This is a genomic window from Bradyrhizobium sp. HKCCYLRH3099 (genome assembly GCF_051167855.1).
In the GTDB taxonomy this organism is placed as follows: domain Bacteria; phylum Pseudomonadota; class Alphaproteobacteria; order Rhizobiales; family Xanthobacteraceae; genus Bradyrhizobium.
In genome coordinates, this window is sequence record NZ_JBNPTW010000005.1 from 142,923 (window position 1) to 166,529 (window position 23,607).

General features: G+C 65.6%; 19 protein-coding genes. 5 read left to right on the forward strand and 14 right to left on the reverse strand.

Annotation, left to right across the window (positions count from 1 at the left end; all coding sequences use genetic code 11):
- Window position 1: 1 nt before the first annotated feature.
- The 7 genes from ACQR1Y_RS13245 to ACQR1Y_RS13275 form a co-directional block, all read right to left on the reverse strand.
- Window positions 2-1,030 (reverse strand): pyridoxal phosphate-dependent aminotransferase, encoded by a 1,029-nt coding sequence (locus ACQR1Y_RS13245; protein ID WP_434876755.1) that lies wholly within the window; start codon window positions 1,028-1,030, stop codon window positions 2-4.
- 63 nt (window positions 1,031-1,093) lie between these two features.
- Complete coding sequence (locus tag ACQR1Y_RS13250) at window positions 1,094-1,630, reverse strand: TIGR02281 family clan AA aspartic protease (protein WP_434857678.1); 537 nt, start codon at window positions 1,628-1,630, stop codon at window positions 1,094-1,096.
- Between the two features lie 28 nt (window positions 1,631-1,658).
- Entirely contained in the window at window positions 1,659-1,856 is a 198-nt protein-coding gene (locus ACQR1Y_RS13255; RefSeq protein ID WP_434876756.1) for a DUF1289 domain-containing protein, read from the reverse strand.
- A 47-nt stretch (window positions 1,857-1,903) separates the two neighbouring features.
- The gene (locus ACQR1Y_RS13260) at window positions 1,904-3,502 is read right to left on the reverse strand and encodes a sensor histidine kinase (protein WP_434857676.1); all 1,599 of its coding nucleotides are present in this window, start codon (window positions 3,500-3,502) and stop codon (window positions 1,904-1,906) included.
- Between the two features lie 119 nt (window positions 3,503-3,621).
- Entirely contained in the window at window positions 3,622-5,070 is a 1,449-nt protein-coding gene (locus ACQR1Y_RS13265; protein WP_434876757.1) for a PepSY domain-containing protein, read from the reverse strand.
- 3 nt (window positions 5,071-5,073) lie between these two features.
- The gene (locus tag ACQR1Y_RS13270; RefSeq protein ID WP_434876758.1) at window positions 5,074-7,473 is read right to left on the reverse strand and encodes a TonB-dependent receptor domain-containing protein; all 2,400 of its coding nucleotides are present in this window, start codon (window positions 7,471-7,473) and stop codon (window positions 5,074-5,076) included.
- A gap of 337 nt (window positions 7,474-7,810) precedes the next feature.
- Window positions 7,811-8,680, reverse strand: a complete 870-nt coding sequence (locus ACQR1Y_RS13275) for an NAD(P)-dependent oxidoreductase (RefSeq protein ID WP_434857673.1) — start codon at window positions 8,678-8,680, stop codon at window positions 7,811-7,813.
- A 259-nt stretch (window positions 8,681-8,939) separates the two neighbouring features.
- Here ACQR1Y_RS13275 and ACQR1Y_RS13280 point away from each other — a divergent pair, with 259 nt between their 5' ends.
- The 4 genes from ACQR1Y_RS13280 to ACQR1Y_RS13295 all read left to right on the forward strand — a co-directional run bounded on the left by ACQR1Y_RS13280 (window position 8,940) and on the right by ACQR1Y_RS13295 (window position 13,192).
- The gene (locus ACQR1Y_RS13280) at window positions 8,940-9,386 is read left to right on the forward strand and encodes a VOC family protein (RefSeq protein WP_434876759.1); all 447 of its coding nucleotides are present in this window, start codon (window positions 8,940-8,942) and stop codon (window positions 9,384-9,386) included.
- Window positions 9,387-9,518: 132 nt separating this feature from the next.
- A complete protein-coding gene (locus ACQR1Y_RS13285; RefSeq protein ID WP_434876760.1) occupies window positions 9,519-10,652 on the forward strand; it encodes an Mrp/NBP35 family ATP-binding protein in 1,134 nt (377 codons plus the stop codon).
- A gap of 175 nt (window positions 10,653-10,827) precedes the next feature.
- Window positions 10,828-11,919, forward strand: a complete 1,092-nt coding sequence (locus ACQR1Y_RS13290; protein WP_434857670.1) for a TRAP transporter substrate-binding protein — start codon at window positions 10,828-10,830, stop codon at window positions 11,917-11,919.
- Window positions 11,920-12,103: 184 nt separating this feature from the next.
- On the forward strand, window positions 12,104-13,192 hold the full coding sequence (locus ACQR1Y_RS13295; protein WP_434876761.1) for a TRAP transporter substrate-binding protein: 1,089 nt from the start codon (window positions 12,104-12,106) through the stop codon (window positions 13,190-13,192).
- Between the two features lie 85 nt (window positions 13,193-13,277).
- Here ACQR1Y_RS13295 and ACQR1Y_RS13300 read toward each other — a convergent pair whose 3' ends face one another.
- From ACQR1Y_RS13300 to ACQR1Y_RS13315, 4 genes are all read right to left on the reverse strand, one after another.
- Entirely contained in the window at window positions 13,278-14,954 is a 1,677-nt protein-coding gene (locus ACQR1Y_RS13300; protein ID WP_434876762.1) for a TRAP transporter large permease, read from the reverse strand.
- 24 nt (window positions 14,955-14,978) lie between these two features.
- Window positions 14,979-15,560: a TRAP transporter small permease subunit gene (locus tag ACQR1Y_RS13305; protein ID WP_434857667.1), complete on the reverse strand. Its 582-nt coding sequence runs from the start codon at window positions 15,558-15,560 to the stop codon at window positions 14,979-14,981.
- A 333-nt stretch (window positions 15,561-15,893) separates the two neighbouring features.
- Window positions 15,894-16,784: a cation diffusion facilitator family transporter gene (locus ACQR1Y_RS13310; RefSeq protein WP_434876763.1), complete on the reverse strand. Its 891-nt coding sequence runs from the start codon at window positions 16,782-16,784 to the stop codon at window positions 15,894-15,896.
- Between the two features lie 213 nt (window positions 16,785-16,997).
- Window positions 16,998-17,273 carry a hypothetical protein gene (locus tag ACQR1Y_RS13315; RefSeq protein WP_434857662.1) on the reverse strand — a complete coding sequence of 92 codons (276 nt, stop codon included), beginning with the start codon at window positions 17,271-17,273 and terminating at the stop codon, window positions 16,998-17,000.
- Window positions 17,274-17,610: 337 nt separating this feature from the next.
- Here ACQR1Y_RS13315 and ACQR1Y_RS13320 point away from each other — a divergent pair, with 337 nt between their 5' ends.
- Window positions 17,611-18,393, forward strand: coding sequence for a hypothetical protein (locus ACQR1Y_RS13320; RefSeq protein WP_434894308.1), 783 nt, complete (start codon window positions 17,611-17,613; stop codon window positions 18,391-18,393).
- On the opposite strand, the gene ACQR1Y_RS13325 is transcribed toward ACQR1Y_RS13320, so the two are convergent.
- The 3 genes from ACQR1Y_RS13325 to ACQR1Y_RS13335 all read right to left on the reverse strand — a co-directional run bounded on the left by ACQR1Y_RS13325 (window position 18,390) and on the right by ACQR1Y_RS13335 (window position 23,406).
- Window positions 18,390-20,228, reverse strand: coding sequence for a metallophosphoesterase (locus tag ACQR1Y_RS13325; RefSeq protein WP_434876765.1), 1,839 nt, complete (start codon window positions 20,226-20,228; stop codon window positions 18,390-18,392). The genes ACQR1Y_RS13320 and ACQR1Y_RS13325 overlap by 4 nt on opposite strands.
- 60 nt (window positions 20,229-20,288) lie before the next feature.
- The gene (locus ACQR1Y_RS13330; RefSeq protein ID WP_434876766.1) at window positions 20,289-22,550 is read right to left on the reverse strand and encodes a DUF2235 domain-containing protein; all 2,262 of its coding nucleotides are present in this window, start codon (window positions 22,548-22,550) and stop codon (window positions 20,289-20,291) included.
- 175 nt (window positions 22,551-22,725) lie between these two features.
- Window positions 22,726-23,406, reverse strand: a complete 681-nt coding sequence (locus tag ACQR1Y_RS13335; RefSeq protein WP_434876904.1) for a spermidine synthase — start codon at window positions 23,404-23,406, stop codon at window positions 22,726-22,728.
- Window positions 23,407-23,607: the final 201 nt, after the last annotated feature.

The window sequence follows — 23,607 nt, forward strand, 5'->3', positions numbered from 1 at the left end:
GTCAAAGGTCGGCGGACAGCAGCTCCGCCACGGCCTGCCGCGCCACCGCATTCTCCTCAGGCAGGCCGATCGAGATACGCAGCCAGGTGTCGAAATGCGGCTGGGCGCGGCCGATGATGATACCGCGAGCGGCGAGAGCCGCGGCAGCTTCGGCATGTGGACGGCCGCAATCGAAGAACACGAAGTTGGCCTGCGAGGCGCTGAAGCGGCGACCGCGTTCGCGCAGCAGCGCGTGCCACGCCTCGCGCTCCGTGGCGACCTTGGCCCGGACATCGTCGACGTAGTTGCGATCATCCAGGCTGGCCATGGCGGCGACGAGGCTCAACCGGCTCAGGCCGAAGAAGGCGCCGATGCCCATCTGCTTCAGGCCTGCAGCCAGCGGCTTCGGCGCCAGCGTGGCGCCGATGGCGAGGCTCGCCAGTCCGTAGATCTTCGAGAATGTCCTGAACACCGCGACATTGGCGCCCTCGCGCAGCAGCGGCGCGACGGTGCGCGCGGCGAAGTCCGGCAGGAATTCGAGATAGGCCTCGTCGACGATCACGAGCGTGCGCGTCGACAAGGTGCGAACGGCGGCGATGAAGTCTGCGGCGTCGCTGACGGTGCCTGACGGATTGTGCGGGTTGACGAGATAGACCGCGCGCGTGGTGCTGTCGACGGCGGCCGCGATGGCCGGCAGGTCGTTCTCGAGCCGCGTGTTCAGCGGCACGCCGACCACGCGTCCGCCCGCCGGCGCCACCGCGTCGATCAGCGCGGTGTAGCCGGGCTCGGAATAGACGAAGCTGCCGCCGGGACCGCCCTGTGCGGACAGATACAGGCCGAGCACGTTGAGGTTCTCGCCGAGCACGATCTGATCCGCCGGGATGTTGTCGCGCCCGGCGATCGCGGCCGTGAGATCGTCGACCTCCCGGCCGGTGTAGCGCGCCAGGCCGGCGAGATCGGCCCGGATGGCGTCGACAGCCGCGGGCGCGGGGCCGAACGGGTTTTCGTTCAGCGCAAGCTGGATCGGGTGTCGGGGCAGGGTGTCGGCCATGGGACGCGACCCTAGGCCGACAGTCGCTCTCGCCGCAAGCCGGTGGCCGTTGCGGACGCACTCTCAGCTGCGATCGGGATAGCCGTGCAGCATCAGCCGGTCGGAGCGGACCTCGAAGCGCTCGAGCCGGTCGAGAAAGCTCATGCCGAGCAGGTTGGTCTTCATCTGGCCGTGCGGCACGACCAGCGCGGGAACGGAGCGCTCCACGAGCTTGCCGATCGCGAGCCGATCGAGCGTCAGCCGGGCCGCCTTGGTGTGGCCGCCCGCGGTCTCGACGTCGACGTCGTAGTTCAGCAGCTCGAGCGGCAGTCCGGCGGCCTTGGCGGTCTCCCAGGTCAGCACCACCGAGGTCGCGCCGGTGTCGACCACCATCGGCGCGGTGACGCCATTGATCTTGGCGCGCAGCGCGAACTCGCCGCCCCTGGTCCGCTCGATCTCGACGGCGTTGGTCGGAGGGCTCGCCTTGGCCCTCAAGGCCCGGCTTCGCAGCATCTCCGAGACGGTGTCGCTGGCCAGCGCGGCCTGCTCGGGATCCTTGTAGACGATCACGGCGCTCGCGGTGACCACCATGGTGACGAGGACCAATGCGACCTTGTTCATGCCCGGCCTCCGACGGAGGCCGAGGCGCTCAGCCGCGCTTGCGCACCATCGCAGGCAGGCCGGCGTCGTGCATGCGCGAGGCAAGCCCGTCCATCACCGCCAGCCTTTCGTCGCGAGACATGCTGCCCCATCGCGCGATCTCCGGCAGCGTGCGGCCGCAGCCGAAGCACAGCTTGGTCTTCGGGTCGATCATGCAGACGGCGATGCAGGGCGTGTCCTGGCTCATTCCGCCAGTCAAAGAGGGTTTGGTCCGGCTTTGCAAGTGCCATCATCTCACAGTCCCGTTCCGGCATTCATGATCGGTTTGCGCAACAGTCGCCGCTTCTCCTGGGCGGGCGCGGTGGCAGGGTCAGGTTGCAGCGGCGGCGCCTCGTCGGACAGCGGCGCCAGCGCGGACATCACCCGCTCCGGCGGGAAGGTGACGATCACCTCGGTGCCGATGCGGACCTTGGATTTCAGCGTGAACGTGCCGCCATGCATCTCGATCAGGTTCTTGGCGATCGGCAGGCCCAGGCCCGCGCCCTGTTCGGCCGATTTGATCGAGTTCGAGCCCTGGCCGAACGAGGCAAGCACGATCGGAATTTCGTTCTCGGGGATGCCTGAGCCGGTGTCCCTGACGCTGAGATATTGCCCGCCCGACGCCGTCCAGCCGGCCTTCAGCCAGATCTCGCCGCCCTGCGGGGTGAACTTGATGGCGTTGGACAGCAGATTGAGAACGACCTGGCGGATGGCGCGCTCGTCCGCCCACAGCCGCGGCATCTTCTGCTCGAACACCTCGTGGATGGTGAGGCCACGGCTGGAGGCGCGCAGCTTGAGCAGGTGATGGCAGTCGGCGATGACGTGCACCAGCGCGACGGCTTCCTCGTTCAGCTCGTAGCGGCCGGCCTCGATGCGCGAGAGATCGAGGATCTCGTTGATCAGGTTGAGCAGGTGGACGCCGGAGTTGTGAATGTCGGCGGAATATTCCTTGTAGACCGGCACCGCATGCGCGCCGAAGATCTCGCTTTTCATCACCTCGGAGAAGCCGAGGATGGCGTTCAGCGGCGTGCGCAGCTCGTGGCTCATCTGCGCGAGGAAGCGCGACTTGGCGACGTTGGCGGCCTCGGCGCGGTAGCGCGCCTCGTCGGAGATCGCCTTGGCCTGTTCGAGCTCGCCGATCAGCGCGTCCTTCTCGGCGCGCGCCTCGAGCGTCGCGAGCGTCGTCGCGTGCAGCTGGTGCGCCAGCAGCACGAAATAGCCTTCGGCCGCGACAGCAAATCCGGCCAGGAGATAGTTGTCGAATGTGCCTGACAGCGCGAGGCTGAGCGTGATCGCGACCGTCACCGGCGCGGTGACCGCAACGGCTGCGATCGGGAGGTTCGCTGCGAGCATGCTGGAGACGGCGATCACCAGCAGCATCAGGAACATCATCAGCGTGCCCGACACCTCGGCAAGCGCGGGGTGGATGAGGATCGCCATCCAGCACACGCCATAGAGCAGGTCGAGCAGCACGAAGCGCGTGCGCCAGCGCCGCGTCGCCGCCAGCGACGGCTGGTCGGCGAGGAAGTTGTTGCAGTTGCGGACGATGGCGGCGTGGATGCAGAGCACGCCGAGCGTCCAGGCGCCGGCAGCGATCGTATGCAGCCAGACGCTCAGCATCAGGCCGGTGGCGACCACCAGCAGAATGACGATGTAGGACGCGGAGATGCGGGTCTGCGCGTATTGCCGCAGCAGCTCGCGATCGAAGGCGGGCCGCGTGCCCGAGGTCGACGTCAGCCGGTCGCGCGCCTCGCGCACCCGCTGCTGCGCGGCCCGGCGCTGGGCCGCCGGTGCAAGCGCCGGCGGATCGGCCGGAAGCTCGACGACTTCGGGCTTTTCAGCGGGTGTACTCATCAACAACACAAATCCTGCCCGGGGCCGCACGGGCTGCTTTCTGCATCCTCTATAACTGGCTCGAAATCCTTAAGACGGATTATAGACAACGAAAAATTTGCGTTAACCCGGCGTTAAAATTAACCATTGCGGCGAGCAACGGCGCCACGCACACGCAGCCGTCGCCAGCCGATCACGATGCCGGTGATGCTGAAGGCCAAGCCTGCCGCGCACAGACCGACGATGAGCACGGTGCGCAGCGTCCCGTGCGCGAGCAACGTCGGAAAGTTCAACGTATGCAGCGCCTGGTAGAGCCAGCGGTAGGTGCGTCGGGAGGGATCGAGCTTCTCGAGCACGGCGCCGGACGCGGCATCGATGTGATACCAGGTGTCGCCGCACACCGCGCGATAGACCGGCGCCCCCGGCACATTCGATGTGAACGGATAGTCGTCGCCGGCCTCGATCTCGGCGGACCGCGCGCAACCGGCGCCCAGTCGTGCCGTCGCTTCATTCACCTCGGCCGGCTGTAGAAATCGGCCGACGATCTGCGGCGAGTGGCCCTCAATCACCGCGATCTGCTGCTGCGTGGCAGCGCGCCGGATGCGCTGATGCAGGCGGCCGCCGAAGGCGAACCAATCGACCTCGCGGACATCACCGTGCACCGCCGACAGCGTGTCCGGCGTGAGGCTCTGCCAGTCCGGCGTGCCGACCAGGACGGCCTGTTCCGAGTCGGTCAGACGACCGGTCGTGAACAGCCGGCCGTGGTCCATCGACAGCCAGCCGCTGACGATCCAGGTCAAGACGAACTGCATGCAGACGAGGCCGGTCCAGTGATGCCACTGGTGCCAGCCACGGTAACGCGACGACAGCCGCGCCTTGCGCAGCTTCAGCCTGATCGGGCCGAGCAGGGCGCCGGTCAGGGCGGCCATCACGCCCGCCAGCGAGAGCCACCAGACGGTGACGTTCCACGCCGCCCAGTCCTTGCGCAGCACGGTCGGATAGATCCAGTGCACGACGCTGCCGACGTAGTTCCAGCCGCGTTCGTAGCGCGTCGTGTCGAGCATCACCTCGCCGGTCCGGGAGGAGACGTAGAGCTCGGTGCCCTCGGCATCGTTGAGCGCGACCCGGTAGAGCGGGCGGTGCGGATCGAACCGGTTCGGCACCGTCCATTGATCGTAGCCATCGCGTGCGACGACGGCGGCCCACGTGGTGTCGAGGCCACGGCGTTGCGCGGCCGCGCGGGCGATGGAGAGCGCGAGATCGGGCGCAGTGACATCGGCCGCCGCAAGCGTGTCGGCATGAACGGCCATGCTGCGGCCGGCGGCGGAGATCACATAGACAGGTCCATCCGGCCGCTGCGCCAGCCGGATGCGGCTGGGCTGGCGGATCCCGCTTGCGGCGAGCGCCTCTGCCGGGCTGCGCAGCGGTGCCGCGAGATCGAGCGGCGCCAGCCCGGCGAACCGCTCGCTCTCCGTTTGCGCCGGAAACGGCACGAAATGCATCACGATGCCGGTCGCGAACCACAACACGAACAGCGGACCGAGCGGAATGCTGAGCCAGCGATGCGTGAGGATCAGCGCCCGGATCATGCGCTAGAACTTGAACGAGGCTTCGACCTCGTAGGTGCGGGGGGCGCCCAGGAAGATCTGGTCGGGATAGAAGGGATCGCTCCAGGCGGCGTAGCGCTTGTCGGTGACGTTGCGGACGCGGAAGGCGAGGCGGGTGCTGGTCGCGGTGGCGAACAGCGGCACCTTCGGCAGGTCGACGAAGGCGAACAGGTCGGCCGTGGTGTAGGCCAGCAGCTTCACCGTGTTGGCATCGGTGCTCCAGCGATCGCCGACATGGCGCACGGAGAAGCCGAGCTCGACCGGCCACCAGCCGGGATTGAGGAAGCGGTAGGAGCCGCCGCCATTGACGATCACGGCCGGAATGTTGGGCGGTGTGTTGCCGGAGAACGAAGCGCTGCCGTCAGCCAGGTCATAGTCGGCATAGCGGGCGCGGACGTAGGCGACATTGCCCCACAATCTGCTCTCCGGCGTCGGCCGCACCGCGGCTGAGAACTCGACGCCCTGCGATTTGACCTTGCCGGCCAAGTTGAGCTGCTGGCCGGCCTGCGCGCTGTAGACATTGTTGCGCTCGATGTCGAACGCCGAGAAGGTCCATTCGGCCCGGCCGCTCCAGGCGAGCTGCTTGACGCCGGTCTCGTAGCTGCGCGAGTCCGACATGGTCAGGTTCTGCGTCGGGCTCAAGAGAAAGATGCTGTCGGCCGAAATATCGCTCGCCGTCGCGTATTGGCTGTAGAAGATGGTGCCAGGCAGCGCCTCCCAGGTATAGCCGATGCGGCCTGTGACCGGCTGCCAGCTCTTCGAATAGGGGAAGCCGGGCCGCTCGGCGCCGTTCCTGATCCAGTTGCGATCGAGCGTGAGCGGGTTGTAGCGCAGGCCGCCGACCAGGGCGAAGGTGTTCGTCAGCTTGAGCCGGTCCTCTAGATTGAGCGCGACGCTGTCGATCGTCGCCGTCTGCAACTGCGTTCTCAAGTCGCCATAGGTGCCGCGGTCGAAGCCGACCAGCGGAACGGGCTCGCCGGGAAAGTTTGCCGCGCCGGGGCGCGTGAAGTCGGTATGGGAGCTCTCGACCGAGCCGACCAGGCGGTTGTCAAGACCGAAGATGCTGCCGTTCCAGGTGACGTCAGTGATGTTGCCGACGATGTTGTGATTGTGGTGGACGAAGAAGCGCTCGCGATCGACTTGTTTGGTGAGCGAGTTGTAGGCCGAGATCTCGTTATTGTACCAGTCGCGGCTGGCATTGTAGTTGTAGATCTGGCTCCTCAAGATGACGGCATTGTTCAGGTCCCATTCGAAGCCGCTGCGGACCCACGACTCCTTGATCGTCTTGTGGCCGTCGACCACATTGTAATTGGTCGACAGCGTGCGGCGGTCGATCGTCACGGAGTCGAGATTGCTGCTGTTGTAGGCGGATATCTTGCTGCCCGAGACGATGCCGGCGATCGCATTGGTGCCGCTGTCGGCCGCCGGTACCAGCGGCGTGCCCTCATAGGGCTTGGCCTTGTAGTCCTTGAACTCGGCCGCGACGAACGTCCTGAAGCTGTCCGACAGGCGATAGTTCAGCTGGCCGGAAACGTGGACGTTCTTGAACTCGGTGTCGTCGATGAAGCCGACTTCCCTGGTCCGGCTGATGTCGAAACGATAATCGAGCCCCGGGACGGTCGTGCTGCCGCCGGAGCCGAAGCCGCTGCGGAACGTGCCGCGCTGGTCGAAGCCGACGAACGCCTCGTTCTGCACCGGGCCGGTGTGCGGCGCCTTGGTCACGAAGTTGATGGTGCCGCCGACCGCGCCCTGGCCCGAGATCAGCGAGGAGGGGCCCTTGAGGAACTCGACGCGGTCGAGATTGTACGTCTCCATCGTCAGCGCGGTGAAGCCGGTCGGTCCGATATTGATGCCGTTGTAGAGGACGCTGATCTGGTTGCCCTGGAAGCCGCGCATCGCGAAGCCGACATCATTCGGCGCATCGCCCGCGCTGACGCCGGTGGCGCCTCTCACCGCGTCCACCGTCGTGTGGTAGCCCTGCTCGCGCAGCGTCTCGGCGCCAACCACTTCGACGGTCGCCGGCACCTCGCGCGCGGTGAGACCGAGGCGGCTGCCGGCGGCGGCCGGTGCATTGCCGTTGAGCGGCGTCGCCACCGCCGTGGCGGAGGAGGGGACGGTCGGTTGGGTAGCCTGCGACGGCGCCGTGACGCGCCGGGATGCCGCCCGGCGTGCCGCTGGAGCGGTGTTCCTCGCCGGCGACGGGGTCCGGCCGGCGGTCGGCCGCTGTCGGGGAGCGTCAACGGTGACGTCCGGCAGCACCGTGTCGGCCGCTGCCCTGCGACCCGGCTCGAACGCCTGCTGCGCGCCGGCGCTAGTGGTCGCGGAGCAGCCCGCCGCCACCAGTGCCGCCAACGATACTGATCCCCACAAACTCCGCACGCTCATGTCGATTCCCATCGCGGCTCCCGATCGTCCCGGACGCCGCGTCCCCTTGCGTTCACGATGACAGTCCAAGCGTTAGCCCAACTCCGCCAATATGTAATGTTATAACATTACATATTTGGCATTCTGCTGCGGCGTGTCTCGATCTGGCAACACATGCGAACGGCTAGCGATTGGAACAGGTATCAGCGCGTTGTGGGGCGTGCAATCACGCGACACTGGCGGGAAGCGCGCGGACAGGTCGCGCGCGGGATCGGCGATGCCGGAGATCGTGGCGGGCAGCGATGATCCTGCCGCCGCCCGAAGCGGCGGCGACAGGGAGGGCCGTCGCGACGACGGTTTACTTCTCCAGCCGGGCCAGCAGGCTCGACGTGTCCCAGCGCTTGCCGCCGAGCTTCTCGACCTCGGAGTAGAACTGATCGACCAGCGCGGTCACCGGCAGATGGGCGCCGTTGCGGCGGGCTTCGGACAGGCAGATCGACAGGTCCTTGCGCATCCATTCCACCGCAAAACCAAAGTCATATTTGCCGTCGTTCATGGTCTTGTAGCGGTTCTCCATCTGCCAGGACTGGGCGGCGCCCTTGGAGATGGTCTCGATCACGGCGGGAACATCGAGGCCCGACTTCTTGGCGAAATGGATGCCTTCGGACAGGCCCTGCACGAGGCCGGCGATGCAGATCTGGTTGACCATCTTGGTCAGCTGGCCGGAGCCGGCCGGTCCCAGCAGCTTGCACATGCGGGCATAGGCGGCGATGACCGGCTCGGCGCCGGCATAGGCGTCGGCCGTGCCGCCGCACATCACGGTCAGCACACCGTTCTCAGCGCCCGCCTGACCGCCGGAGACTGGTGCGTCGATGAATTTGAAGCCGGCCTTGGTGGCTGCGGCGTCGAGTTCACGTGCCACTTCAGCCGACGCGGTGGTGTGGTCGACGAAGGTCGCGCCCTTGGTCATGCCAGCGAAGGCGCCATCCGGGCCGATGGTGACCGAGCGCAGGTCGTTGTCGTTGCCGACGCAGCACATCACGAAATCCTGGCCCTCGGCGGCCTGCTTCGGCGTCGCGGCGGTCTTGCCGCCGAACTTGTCGGCCCATTCCTTCGCCTTGGCCGCGGTGCGGTTGTAGACCGTGACCTCGTGACCACCCTTCTTCACGAGATGTCCCGCCATGGGGAAACCCATGACGCCGAGACCGATGAAAGCGACTTTAGCCATGTGAGCTACCTTGACCTTGGGGTTCTGCCGACGGCCTTGAACGGGCCGGGCTGTTCTTGGAAGGAACACATCAGCATCCGGCGCGGATCGCGGCGGCCTGCTGGACGCCGCACCATAACGGCTTGTCGGGCAGGGGCAACGGCTTCGTGACGGATGCGAAAGCGCGCGGCCGTGCTAAAGAGGCATCATCATGACGGCTTGCAAAGCCGTCATCGGGCAACGAAATCCGAAGATATCAACCAGCCAGGGAGTGTCTCGCATGGGCGTCAGCGTCGGCGTGCTCGATCATTTCAACATCCGGACCCGCAACCTCCAGGAGACGGTGCGCTTCTATGAAGACGTGCTCGGGCTGGAGAACGGCGCCCGGCCGAACTTCGCCTTTCCCGGCGCCTGGATGTACAGCGAGGGCCGCCCCGTGGTGCATCTCGTCGATATCTCGCCGACATCGGAGGCCCAGAAGCCGGACTCCGGCGTCGTCCATCACGTCGCCTTCGTCAGCCGCGGCTTTGCGGGGATGAAGGCCCGGCTTGCGGCCAAGGCCATGCCGTTCGAGGCGCGGCAGGTGCCGGGCGGCGAGCTGTGGCAGATCTTCGTCCGCGACCCCAACGGCGTGATGATCGAGCTCAATTACGAGGCAGCGAAAGAGCAGGCCGAAGATGCGCCTGACGAGACCGCTGCGGATATCGGAACCATGGTGGCGTTTTGAGCCGGCCGGGCTTATGAAGCAGCGCAACAGAAGGCTGGAGCGATCCCTTTCGCTCGTGCGGAAGATCGCGTCCGGCCAAGACGATAGGACGCGATGATGTGGCGCGTTCTGAACTTATTCAGGAGACGCGCCGTGAGCGTGACGCAAGAGCAGGTTGTCGAGGCACTCAAGCGGGTCCGCTCGCCGCGCGGCGTAGCGCTGCCCGATTCCGGCGTGCTGTCGCCGATCACCGCCAATGACGGCAAGGTGTTCTTCTCAATCAATGTCGAGGCCAGCGAAGCCCGCGCCTGGGAGACCACCCGTGCGCAGGCCGAGGCCGCCGTGCGCGCCATTCCCGGCGTGACCATGGCGATGATCGCGCTGACGGCCGAGCGCAAGGCCGGCGCTGCGCCGGCCCCCGCGCCGCGGCAGGGCGGCGTGCAGCCGGTCTCGGCGCATCGCCCGCATCAGCACCAGCATCCTTCCGATTCGCCGATGTCCCGGCAGGCGCCGATTCCCGGCATCGCCGCCGTCATCGCCGTGGCCTCGGGCAAGGGCGGCGTCGGCAAGTCGACCACCGCGATCAATCTGGCGCTGGGCTTGCGCGATCTCGGCCTCAAGGTCGGGCTGCTCGATGCCGACATCTACGGGCCCTCGGTGCCGCGCCTGACGGGCCTGCAGGAGAAGCCGCAGCTCACGCCCGAGAAGAAGATGATCCCGCTGACGCGCTTCGGCCTGTCGATCATGTCGATCGGCTTCCTGGTCGAGGAGGACTCGGCGCTGGTCTGGCGCGGGCCGATGGTGATGTCGGCGATCAACCAGATGCTGCGCGACGTCGCCTGGGGCACGCTCGACGTCCTCGTCGTCGACATGCCGCCCGGCACCGGCGATGCCCAGCTCACGCTGGCGCAGAACGTGCCGTTGAAGGGCGCCGTGATCGTCTCGACGCCCCAGGACCTGTCGCTGATCGACGCGCGCCGCGGGCTTGCGATGTTCCGCAAGGTGAATGTCCCCGTGCTCGGCATCATCGAGAACATGAGCTACTTCCAGTGCCCGCAATGCGGCACGCGTTCCGATATCTTCGGCCATGGCGGCGCGCGCCACGAGGCCGAGCGTCTCGGCGTGCCGTTCCTCGGCGAGATCCCGCTGCACATGGACATCCGCTCGACCTCGGATGCCGGCAATCCGGTCGTCGAGAGCGAGCCGAACGGACCTCACGCCGCGATCTACCGGACCATCGCGTCCGCCGTCCGCGATCAGCTCAAGGGCGCCATCGCTGCGGCTTGATGCGCTGCAGCAATTTGCGTGCGACCATTCGGCTGTTCGTCATCCCAACGTCGCGTTTTCGCTTAACCGGTTCCGTGCTAAGCCCGCCGCGGATCGCCTTCGACCTGACGCGGCCAATCGCGTCGGCGGATAAAGTTTTCAACGGGAAACGCCCCCAACAAGGAGATGCCTTAATATGAAGCGTCGTGATTTTCTGAAGGTTTCGGCTGCGGGTGCCGCGGCGTCGGCCGCGGTGGCCTCGCCTGCGATTGCGCAGTCGATGCCTGAGATCAAGTGGCGGTTGACCTCGAGCTTCCCGAAGTCGCTCGACACGATCTATGGCGGCGCCGAGTACATGGCGAAGCAGGTCGCCGAGATGACCGACAACAAGTTCCAGATCCAGGTCTTCCAGGCCGGTGAGCTGGTGCCCGGCCTGCAGGCGCTCGACGCGACCTCCAAGAACACCGTCGAGATGTGCCACACGGTGTCTTACTACTACGTCGGCAAGGACCCGACCTTCGCGATCTTCGCCTCGGTGCCGTTCGGCCTCAACGCCCGGCAGCAGAACTCCTGGCTCTACCAGGGCGGCGGCAACGAGCTCGCCAACGAGTTCTACAAGAAGTCCAACGTCATCGGCTTCCCCTGCGGCAACACCGGCACCCAGATGGGCGGCTGGTTCCGCAAGGAGATCAAGACCGTCGCCGATCTGTCGGGCTTGAAATTCCGTATCGGCGGCATCGCCGGCCAGGTCCTGCAGAAGCTCGGCGTCGTGCCGCAGCAGCTCGCGGGCGGCGACATCTATCCGTCGCTGGAAAAGGGCACCATCGACGCCGCCGAGTGGGTCGGCCCGTATGACGACGAGAAGCTCGGCTTCCAGAAGGTGGCGAAGTACTACTACTACCCGGGCTTCTGGGAAGGCGGTCCGACCGTTCACGCCTTCGCCAATCTCGACAAGTGGAACGAGTTGCCGAAGCACTACCAGTCGATCCTCACCAACGCGACGGTCAACGCCAACACCTGGATGGCCGCGCGCTACGATCAGGTGAACCCGGCGGCACTGAAGCGCCTCGTTGCTGGCGGCACCCAGCTTCGTCCGTTCACCAACGAAGTGCTCGAGGCCTGCCTCAAGGCGACCAATGAGCTGTGGGGCGAGATCTCGGCCAAGAACGCCGACTTCAAGAAGGTGATCGACGCGATGCAGGCCTACCGCTCGGATGAATATCTGTGGTGGCAGGTGGCCGAGTACACCTACGACAGCTTCATGATCCGCTCGCGCACCCGCGGCTGATCGCAAACGTCAGATCGGCGGATCGACATCAAGCCCGGCCTCGCAAGAGGCCGGGCTTTTTGCATTGCGTTGCGACAACGTTTCGCAATGGCACTCTGACGCACTTTGATCCACACTGGAACTGAAGCCTCACAAAGAAGGCGGCTCGGAGAACGAACAAACATCACCCTAGGGAGGGAAAATCATGAAGCGGAGAGACTTCATCAAGGTCACCGGGCTCGGCGCGGCCGGTGCGGCGGCGATCGCGGCGCCGGCCATTGCGCAGTCCATGCCGGAGCTGAAATGGCGCATGCCGACGAGCTGGCCGAAATCGCTCGACACCCTGTATGGCGGCGCCGAGATCATGGCCAAGGTGGTCGGTGAGGCCACCGACAACAAATTCCAGATCCAGCCCTTCGCCGCCGGCGAAATCGTGCCCGGCCTCCAGGTTCTCGACGCCGTGCAGAACGGCACCGTCGAGATCGGCCACACCGCGTCCTACTATTATTTCGGCAAGGATCCGACCTTCACCTTCGGCTCGTCGGTGCCGTTCGGACCGAACATGCGCATCAACCAAGCCTGGTACATGATGGGCGGAGGCCGCGAAATCCTCAACGAGTTCTATGCGAAGTACAATGTGGTCTCGCTGCTCGCCGGCAACACCGGCTGTCAGATGGGCGGCTGGTTCCGCAAGGAGCTCACCGGCGTCAATGATCTGAAGGGCCTGAAATTCCGCGTCGGCGGCTTCGCCGGACGCGTGCTGCAGAAGCTCGGCGCGGTGCCGCAGCAGATCGCTGGCGGCGACATCTACCCGGCGCTGGAGAAGGGCACCATCGATGCCGCTGAGTGGGTCGGGCCGTACGACGACGAGAAGCTCGGCTTCGTCAAGGTCGCGCCGCACTACTACTATCCGGGCTGGTGGGAAGGCGGGCCGATGCTGCTCTCCTTCGTCAATCAGGACCGCTGGAATGCGCTGCCCAAGCACTATCAGAAGATCCTCGAGCACGCCGGCCACTACGCCAACAACTGGATGATGGCGAAGTACGACCAGGGCAATCCCCCGGCGCTGCGCCGGCTGCTCGCGGCCGGCGCCAAGCTGCATGCCTTCTCGCCGGAGATCATGCAGGCTTGCATCAAGGCGGCGCGCGAACTGCACGGCGAGGTCGCGGCCAGCAACCCCGATTTCAAGAAGACCTACGAATCGCTGTCGGCGTTCGCGGGCAATGGCTACTCCTGGTTCCAGGTCGCCGAGATCGGCTACGACGCCTTCATGGCGCGCAATCCGCTGGCCTGACGCATTGGCCTTCGGGGCCTTGACGCAAAACAAAAACCCCGGCGCGTTGCGCCGGGGTTTTTCGTTGTCTCGCGCGAGCGCCGCATCACTGCTTCGGCGGATCGGAGTCGAATTTCGGCGGGCCGAAGTCGAGCGGCGGCGCGTCGATCTGCGGGATGTCGATCTTGATCGAGTTCGGATCGACGGTCGAAGCCGTGCCCTTGTAGTGCATGACCATCGACGGGAAGATGATCACCAGCATCACCATGATCAGCTGGATCACCACGAACGGCACCGCGCCCCAGTAGATCTGGCCCGTCGTGACCGGCTCCATCCGCTTGCCGGTGACGCGGTCGAGATAGGAGTCCTTCGGCGCCACCGAGCGCAGGTAGAACAGCGCGAAGCCGAACGGCGGATGCATGAACGAGGTCTGCATGTTGACGCCGAGGATGACGCCGAACCAGATCAGGTCGATGCCGAGCTTCTCGGCCGCGGGTCCGAGCAGCGGGATGATGATGAAGGCCAGCTCGAAGAAGTCGAGGAAGAAGGCCAGCACGAACACGAAGGCGTTGACGAAGATCAGGAAGCCGATCTGGCCGCCGGGCAGGGAGGTCAGGAGGTGCTCGACCCAGACGTGGCCGTTGACGCCGTAGAAAGTCAGCGAGAACACGCGCGCGCCGACCAGAATGAAGACCACGAAGGCCGACAGCTTGGCGGTGGACTCGACCGCCTGGCGGACCAGGTCGAAGCTCAGCCGCCGCTTGATCGCGCCGAGGATGATCGCGCCGGCCGCGCCCATGGCACCGCCTTCGGTCGGCGTTGCCAGGCCGATGAAGATCGTGCCGAGCACTAGGAAGATCAGGAACAGCGGCGGCACCATCACGAAGGTGGTCTGCTGCGCCATGCGCGACAGGAAGCGGTATCCTGTGGTGCGCTCGAGCACCCAATTCACCACCGCGACCGCGAAGGCGAACACGATGCCGGAGAACATGCAGAGCACGACGAAATCCGCGCCGTGATACGTGGAGCCGCGCATCACGTACCAGCCGAACACGCAGGACGCCAGGAACAGTACGCCGAGCGAGCCGAGGCCGCGGCTGCCGGAATCCTCGCGGAAGCCGATCGCCTCGGGCGGCAGGCCCGGCGCGGCCTTCGGGAAGATCATGCTGACCAGGAAGGCGTAGCCGGCGTACAGCGCTGACAGCACGAGGCCGGGAATGAAGGCGCCCTCATACATGTCGCCGACCGACTTGCCGAGCTGGTCGGCCATCACGATCAGCACCAGCGACGGCGGAATGATCTGCGCCAGCGTGCCGGAGGCGGCGATGACGCCCGAGGCGAGGCGGCGGTCATAGCCGTAGCGCAGCATGATCGGCAGCGAGATCAGGCCCATCGAGATCACGGAGGCCGCGACGACACCGGTGGTGGCGGCGAGCAGCGCGCCGACGAAGATGACCGCATAAGCGAGGCCGCCCCGGATGGTGCCGAACAGCTGCCCGATGGTGTCGAGCAGGTCCTCGGCCATGCCGGATCGTTCCAGGATCAGGCCCATGAAGGTGAAGAACGGAATCGCCAGCAGCGTGTCGTTGTTCATCACGCCGTAGACGCGTTCGGGGAGCGCCTGCAGGAAGTCCGGTCGGAATTCACCGAGCTCGATGCCGACGAGGGCATAGAACAGCCCGACGGCGCCGAGCGAGAATGCCGCCGGATAGCCGAGCAGCAGCATGACGACCAGCGAGCCGAACATGATCGGCGCCATATTGGCGATCAGAAACGCAGTCATTGAAGTATCCCCCCAGCCCGCCGTTTATTTCTTTTCGATCGCTTCGACGAGGTGCTCGACCTCGGCCTCGATCCCGTGGGACTTCGAAGCGTGGGGATCTGGGATGAGTCCGCGCATCACCGCGATGCGCTTGATCAGCTCGGAGATGGCCTGCACGAGCAGGAAGACGAACCCGATCATGATCAGCGATTTCGCCGGCCATTGCGGCAGGCCGCCGGCATTGCTGGACTGCTCGTTGATCTCGACCGAGCGCAGGAAGAACGGCACGCTGGTGATGATCATCACGATGCAGAGCGGGATCAGGAACAGCACGTGACCGACGACGTCGATGGTGTCACGCAGCCATTTCGGCAGCATGGCGTTCACGATGTCGATGCGGATGTGCTCGTTGTCGAGCAGGGTCCAGGGCGAGCACAGCAGGAAAACCGCCGCGAACAGCACCCATTGCAGCTCGAGCCATGAGTTGGACGAGGTATCGAGTGTCTTGCGGACAATGGCGTTGACGGTCGAGATGATCACCGCCAGCAGGATCAGCCACGCGAGCCGCTTGCCGGTCCAGCTCGTGAACGCATCGATCCCGCGGCTCAATTTCAGCAACGCTTGCAACGCAATCCTCCCCCAATGTCTTGCGACGTCCCGCATGGCCCGCTCTTGGCTGCGCGGCATGCGGCACAGCGGCCTATCCGGCCCGGCAGGCTCTCAAAAACCGGCGCACCATTTCAGCGCCTCGTGTTGCCGTCAATCGGAAAATGGGCAAAAAGGGGCGCTGCCGCAACAAGTTGCACGAGTGGCGACGCCGCGCCACAGCTGTCGCAAGGTTGGCAGCCGGTGCGGCTCGGGACTGCGGCACCGACGCGGGCGGGTGGCAGGGCTTCGTTCCTTCCCAGGACGAAAACGATCGCCGGGCCCCGATAGCCAACGGCACATGAGGGAGCGGCGTCACAGCACCACGACACCTGAATGCTTGGCCTTGTCCTCCGGCTCGACGTGGATGGTGATCCAGCTATGCTCGTCGTCCTCGCGTAGCGCGGCTTCGATCCGGTCGCAGATGTCGTGTGCCTGACGGACGGACATCTCGCCGGGCACGACGAGATGAAACTCGATGAAGGTCAGCTTGCCGGCATGGCGTGTCCGCACGTCATGAGCCTCGAGCGCGCCGCCGGCATGCAGGCCGATGATCTGGCGGATGCGCGCCAGCGTCGCCTCCGGCACGGCCTCGTCCATCAGCCCGCTGGTCGATTCCTTCAGCACCTGCCAGCCCGACCACAGGATGTTGACGGCGACCAGCAGCGCCAGCGCCGGATCGAGCACGGGCAGCTGCAGTATCACCGCGAGGCCCAGGCCGATCACGACGCCGCCGGAGGAAATGACATCCGTCAGCAGATGCCGTCCGTCCGCGACCAGCGCCGGCGACCGCAGCCGCTTGCCGCGGCTGATCAGCATCCAGCACCAGACGGCATTGAGCGCGCTCGCCCCTCCGTTCACGACGAGGCCTTCGAGCGGCGCCGAGAACGGCCGCGGGTTGAGGAAATTGCCGTAGGCCTCGTGGATGATGAGCAGCGCCGCGACGACGATCATGACGCCTTCGATGACCGCGCTGAAATATTCGACCTTGTGGTGACCGAACGGATGGTTGGCGTCGGCGGGCTTGGCGGAGATCCGCACCGCCAGCAGCGCGACCGCCGCCGTCACGACGTTCACGATGCTCTCCACCGCATCGGAATAGAGCGCGACCGAGCCGGTGATCCAGTAGGCCAGATATTTGAGGCCCAGGACGATCGTCCCGACAACGAGGCTGCCGATGGCGAGCGTGATGGATTGTGAGGGCATGTTGTCCTGATCCCGGCGAAACGATGGGGTACTCAAGACAGGGGTGGAACGCAACGCCCGTTGCTGCGAGCGGATGGCAGGAGGAACCATCGCGGCCGCGCCGTCGCGCGGGGATCGCGACCTCACTGGAGCGGTCGAGCGAAGGGCCGCGCCCATTGCGATGAGCACGGCCCCCGGGCCTTGGCGGCGTCCCGCCTGAACGTCTGGCGCCGGCTACTTCTCGCGGATGATCGTGGTGGTGCTGGTGCCGGTGCTTCCGACCGTCCCTGCATCCTCGCAGACCTTGGTCTGCCTGATGCGATCCTCGGCCTCTACGCGGCTCGTAAACGCCATCGGGCCGATCTGCGTGACCACCTCGCGATCCGCGGGGCGGGTGGTGGTGATGGTGCAGCGATGGCTCGGTCCCTGCACCACGTAGTACTCGTCAGCAAGCGCCGGAGCGATGGATCCGACGATCACAGCGCCAGCAAGAAGAAGGGATGCTTTCATTGTCGCCTCCGTCTATCTGATAGATGCATGCTCGAAGTCAGGACGACGCGATGCCAATGCCATCACGGTGTCCTCTCAGCGGCTGAGCAACTCGCTCGCGCGGCGGCAGTTCCGGCTAGCCGGAGAAGCTGCGTGTTGATGCGATGCACTGTCCGCCGCGATGGACGCCAGCGCGCGTCAGGTGATGAGGACGATGTGCGCCGTCGATGACGATGAAACCTGGGACGGCCTTCGCGGGAGGCGGCGCGCCATTGTTAGGGCAACGCCGGCGGCCTCGACCAGTCGGAGGACGCATCGTAGGTGTTGAGCGATGAGGGCGCGGAGGTGAGGAGGCATGATGAACAAGGTCGCCAGGCTGCTGGCATCCGTGCCGACATTCGGTCTGGCCGCCGCCCTCGGCGGATGCCTCGCCAGCGCGCAAGGTGTCGAGCGGCCGGCCGTCGCGCCGGCGACGCCGCCGGATCTGGCGCAGACCGGTCGCGCTGGTCCGGCTACCTACGATCCGGCTGTGTGGTTCAAGAACGACTTTTGGGGCCGCGAATGGCCGGACGGGTTCACCGTGGACAAGGACATCACGCTCGCCGTCCGAACGGAGCCCGAGATCGGCGCGCCGAAATCAGTTTCCTGCCTGCTCAGGAGAGGCGCGACCTATCATCCCTGGAATACCAAACGGGTCAAAGCGGACCGCTTGCGCTTCGTGACGTTCAGCCGGATCAGGACGTATCAACTCACACGCGATTACTCGTCCGAGCTGCCGAGATGGCCGAAGGGCGAGGAGGTCAAGGTTACATTGAAGGCCGGCGACCGGTGGTCTGCGGTCGGTCCGGGAGCGGAAGGCTTCTTCCTGATGCGCATCGGCACCGAGGTCTATCAGGGCTATCAGGACATCTTCGACGCGTCGACGGAGGTCGCTGGCGAGCCGGCCGCCCGCCCGGAGGACGACGACCACGAGTGGCTCCAGCTCAGATGCGCCAACGGCATGACGGGCTGGATCTTCTACGCCGACGTCAAGGATGCACCGGGCTTTTCCAGAACCAAGGAGTGCGGCTTCGGCTGCGCCGAGGATCGCAAGCCGGCGCGGCGGGGGTCGTCGCGATCGTCATCGGACGCCAATCGTTAGGTCGGACGTGCGGCTGGACCCGCTTTGCCGGAGACGACGAACGTCTCGATGAGGTGCGGCGCCAACGGTGTCGCGGGGGCGAAGCGGGGCTGCTGCGGCTGGCCTTCCCGGTATTGCAGGTTCTCCCGCCACTCGTGGCGGTCAGGCACGCGGTCGAGGCCGATGGCGTGGACCTGGACATCGTCGCCTTCGATGCGCAGCCGCAGGAAATTGTTGTAGTGGCCAATGCGCAGCGCGCTGAAAGCGTCGTTGCGGTTCATGCGCAGCCAGCGGCAGGTGATCAGCATGTTGAGGCCGAAATAGGTGCTGCCGAGCACGAAGCCGACCGCGCCCATCTCCAACGCGAGCCGGCCGAGCCAGGTCCAGACGCTGTACCAGGGATGGCCGGCGGGGAAGGGGTCGCCGTTCATCTGGCTGAAGACGGTGGCGGCGCCGAGCGCCGTGCAGACATGGGCGGCCGTGTGAATCACGCTGGTGCCGATGACGACCAGCGCCTTCTTGAACTGGATCGGCACGTTTTCGCGATCGATGTCGTCGAACTCCGTCCTGATGTGACGGCGTCGCCATTTGTTGAAGATGTCGGTGAGCGAGACGTGCTCCTGCCGGGTGGTATAGCCGATGATGCCGGCGCCGAACGCCACCGCCACGAGGATGGCAATGTCGGGCTCGTTGCGCAGGCCGACCAGGACGCCGACGACGAAATACACCAGCCCCATGAAGATCGAGAAATCCCAGTTCGTGACCGCGAACCACAGATTGCGCCAGAGCAATTCGCGGCTGATTGGCATCGAAGGGTAGGCCGCGGGCTCCCTGCCGCCCTCCTTGTCGGCGAGCGTCAGCGGCAGCTTCGTGCCGGTCCAGCGCACGCTGACGGTCTTCTCCAATTGGTGGGTCGGGTGCAGGAAGGCGCCACCGCCGCCCGAGGTCACGAACTGCGTGCCGTCCTCGGCCTGGTAGCGGCTGTAGTGATGGGTGTCGCCGGACAGCAGCAAGGGGATCGTCAGGGCGTTGTCCGCCTTCTTCGCGATGCCGAGGACGTAGTCGACGATCTCCCACGATCTCATGTTGGTGTCGGTATAGAGCCAGCCGGGCTCCGCGGTGCAGAGGATGATCTTCGACCCCGGCTTGAGCTGGTCCGACTGGGCGACGAGCTTGAAGTAGTCCGCCTGCGGCTGGTCCATGTTCTCGGCGAGCTGGATATCCATTCCCCACAGCCACCAGCTTTCGGTGAGCTGGATCGCGAAATAGCTGCGCTTCTGCTGCGTCCGCCACGAGCCGAAATGGGTCGGCGCCGGCCGGGTGAAATAGGCGAGGAACTGCACCAGCCCGTCATACCAGTCATGGTTGCCGGGAATCGCGAACAGCGGCACTCCGCCATCATCCGTCTTGTCGTGATCGGGAGAGGCCCATTGATACGGCCGTCGCAACTGATTCCTGTAGGTCTGCGCATTAGCGAGCGGGTAGACTTCGTCGCCGCCCATGATCAGCATCTCGCCGCGTGGCAGGGCTTGGCCGTCAAGCTCCAGCGTCTCGCGGGCGAGCAGGCAGGCGACCGCATAGGTGCTGTCAAAACCGTCGCCGAGATCGGCGACGAAGTCGATCCAGACCGGCCCCTTCGTCGCAGGGCTTTGGCTCCGGGCGAACGCCGTCGCGCGCGTCATGTGCTCGTCTGACGTCACCGTGTCCAGCGCGGCGACCATCAGCCGCCGGTCGGCATACTGCCCGAACATCGCCGACGTGACGACGTTGTTGAGCAGCTTGATCAGCAGCAGCGGATTGAACCAGCGCGTCATCCGCGGATAGGTCTTGGTGTCCTTCAAGAGATCGACGGTCATGTCGGCAGGTCTCGTCCAATGGCGCAGGAGAAGAGAGCGGTTTCGGCTGGCCCAGCAGCGCTACAGCAGCTTCACGGTCACCTTCGCCTTGCCGGCGTTGTTCGGATAGAAGGCGTCGTACACCCAGGGCAGGCCGATCACCGCGTCGTTGACATAGAGGAACAGTTCGCCGCCTCGACTGGCCTTGAACGTCGCCTTGTAGGCTTGCGGCGTCGTGCTGGGGACCGGAATAGGATCGAGAAAATACTCGTCGACGCCGGTCTCTCCGATCCGGGCGATCAGGCGATACCAGGGGCGGAAGAGAACGCGGCGCAGCAGGATGGCGGCATAGAACTTCAAGCGTGCAGAACCCTGAACTGTGGATGTGCGATATCCGGCCGGCGTGACCGGATGCCCGGCATCGTCCCATGGCTCGCTCATCGTGACGATGATCTCGTACCTGAAACCGGAGCGGACACTCAATCCGGTGGGAGCGCAGATGGCGTTCGTCGAGAACTCCTTGGCGTCCTGCGGAATGCCTTTGTCGACGGCAACGAGCTCCTGCCGCGGTGTGCCATGGCAGAAGGCGCCCGTGGAGTCTGCGGCGTTGAACAGGAAGTGGCTCGTCAGCGTGGCGGCGAACCATACGGTCAACAGCGCAAGGAAGACGGGCAGGACGTGCCGTTTGCCGGTCTTGATGACGAACAGATAGGCGGGATGGTTTCGAAAGGCATAGATGGCGCGGTGCAGGGGACCGGACAGAACCGGCGGTGAGGCACGTTCGCGCCAGATCACGCGCATGGCGTCGCTGATGCGGGCGCTGAGCATCGAGCCGAGGAGCATCAGCAGCGCCACGGCGATGATGCCGCCGGCGAACCATTCGGGATTGGCCGCGTACCAGTCCGTCCACCAATGCAGCGATTGCGGCAGGAACGATTCGACCAGGCGGACCGCTTCGGAGACCATCCGGATGGGGGACTCGTATTCGTGTGCGCGATTGAGGTCGTGAAACAGCCAGAACGCCGCGAGGTGGAGGGAGGCGGCCAGGGTCGCAAAGTAGAGCAGCCGCCGCATCCAGACGAAATTCCACAGCTTCTCCTGGGCCGCGAAGCGTGCGGCTGCTCCGTCCGGAGTCTCGAAGCTCGTCGGACCGAGCGGCGTCAGCGCGCCGCTTCGCCGCACGATGAGGTAGTTGGCGGGCAGCCCGATGGGAGCGTAGGCATTGCAGCCGCTGTCGATGCGGTCGAAAACGCTCTCGTGAATCTTGGCCACGCCGACGTGGACGCCCACCGCCGGATCGTTGCACAGATCCGACACCTTGCGCGGGCCATAGCGATAGTACGAGCCGAGCCCGGCGCGCGAATCGTAGAGGCGCCCGTCCTTGTCCTGCGAGGTGACGATCGACTTGATCGAATCCGGATCGGCCACCGGCGCGGATTTGAAGATCAGGCCGCGCTTGCCCGCCTCGTCCACGAGCCAGGTCAGCGGCACATAGGAGACCGAATCGTCCGGATAGCCGCCGCCAACATTGGCGTGCATGCCGACGAACCAGACCTGCACCAGCCGTTCGTCGTCGATCGTCTTGGGATCGTCCGGCTTGGTCTCTCCCTCTTCGGTCCAGAGCACCGGATGGAACGTGGTTCTCTCATCGTCCAGCGCGAGTGCGTGGCGCGCGCAGTTGACGCGCGGGTTGAGAACGCGGTTCGGAAGCTCGAGCGGCCAGACCCAGCTGGAGATGCCCCGCGTCATCTCGTCGATGGGAAGTCCATAGGCCGCGACGGTGTCCCAGACGCCAATGAATTCGATCGACGGAATGTCCTTTCGCGCGATGCGAGCGTACGGCTTCCTGCCGCGGATGCGGTCCATCAGCGGCGTGAGCACATGGTCGCGCAAGGCGCGGAACGGCACCTCGATCCGCCACACCGAATGATATCCCTTGGCCCGATAGGCCCGGTACGTCTTGGCCGCGCCGTCATGCAATTCCGCTTCGGTGCCGGCCACGACCAGCCCCTGATCGAGAATCAACGCCGCGAGAACACGGACCGTGAAGGCGCCGCGGCTGAAGCCGAACAGATAGATCTTCGAGCCGTTGTCGTGATCGTAGTTGCGGCAGATGAACTTGTAGGTGTCCAGGATATTGCGCTTGAGGCCGAAGCCGAAGACGCCGCCGAGGATCGCCAGCGGGACGAAGGAGGAGGTGCCGACGCCGTCGTCATATTTGGCGGCCTGGGTGTTGCCTTGCAGGTCCAGCGCCTGAAACATGCGCCAGACATTGGTGCGCCACACGCTCGAGGCGGCGTTGCCGGTGCCATCCGACAGGATGATGATCTTCGGACTCGCCATGAATACGCCCCCGCTCGAAATTCATGATTGAAAGCGGAGAGGGTAGTGCGTGGGATGGAGAAAGCAATCTGAGATAGCGGCCGATCAGTCGGAAGTAGCGGCAGATGTTGCGGGACGGTTCAGTGGTCGGGGTTCTCCGGGAAGAGCCTGCATGCCGGACCGAGATGCCGGCCGGTCAGGCCGGCCGCGTCGCGATCCAGATCACGTGACGCGCGCCGCCACCGCCGCGGCCGGTGGCGCGGATCTTGATCTCCTCGGCGGTGAAGCCGGCCTTGCGCAGCCGCGGCGCGAAGCGGTCGTCGGGGTGGGAGGACCACACGGCCAGCAGGCCGCCGGGGCGCAGCGCGGTGAAGGCGGCGCGCAGGCCGGAGGGATCGTAGAGCGCGTCGTTGGACTCCCGGGTCAGTCCCTGCGGGCCGTTGTCAACGTCGAGCAGGATCGCATCATAGCTGCCGCGCGCGGCCGTGATCAGCCGCACCACGTCGCCCTCGCGGATCTCGACGCGCGGATCGGCCAGGCTGTCGCCGGAGAGTTCGGCCATCGGCCCGCGCGCCCAGGCGATCACGGCCGGCACCAGCTCGGCGACGGTGACGCGCGCCTGCGGCCCCAGCACCTTCAGGGCCGCGCGCAGGGTAAAGCCCATGCCGAGGCCGCCGATCAGCAGAGTCGGGGCGGGGCGGTCCTTGAGGCGGGCGCAGCTCAGGGTCGCCAGCGCTTCTTCCGAGCCGTAGAGGCGACTGCTCATCAGCTCGTTCTGGCCGAGCTTGATGCTGAACTCCTTGCCACGCTGCATCAACCGCAGCGGCTCGCCGCCGCCGGGCACGTCTGCGGTGTCGATCAGCTTCCAGGGAATCACGCGGGTCTCATCTCGTCTTGAAAGCGGGGTCCGGCAGGCGTTCGGCGGACCGACGGAGGTCATGATCGCCGCTGTCCTGCCGACAACGGATTCGCCTGCTTACCACAATGACGGAGGACGTTCTGCCCGACGGTGCGGCCGATGGCAGCGCGACGCTCGCGGAACCCAGCAGTCCCCTGATGATTGAGGAGGGGGCGCGGC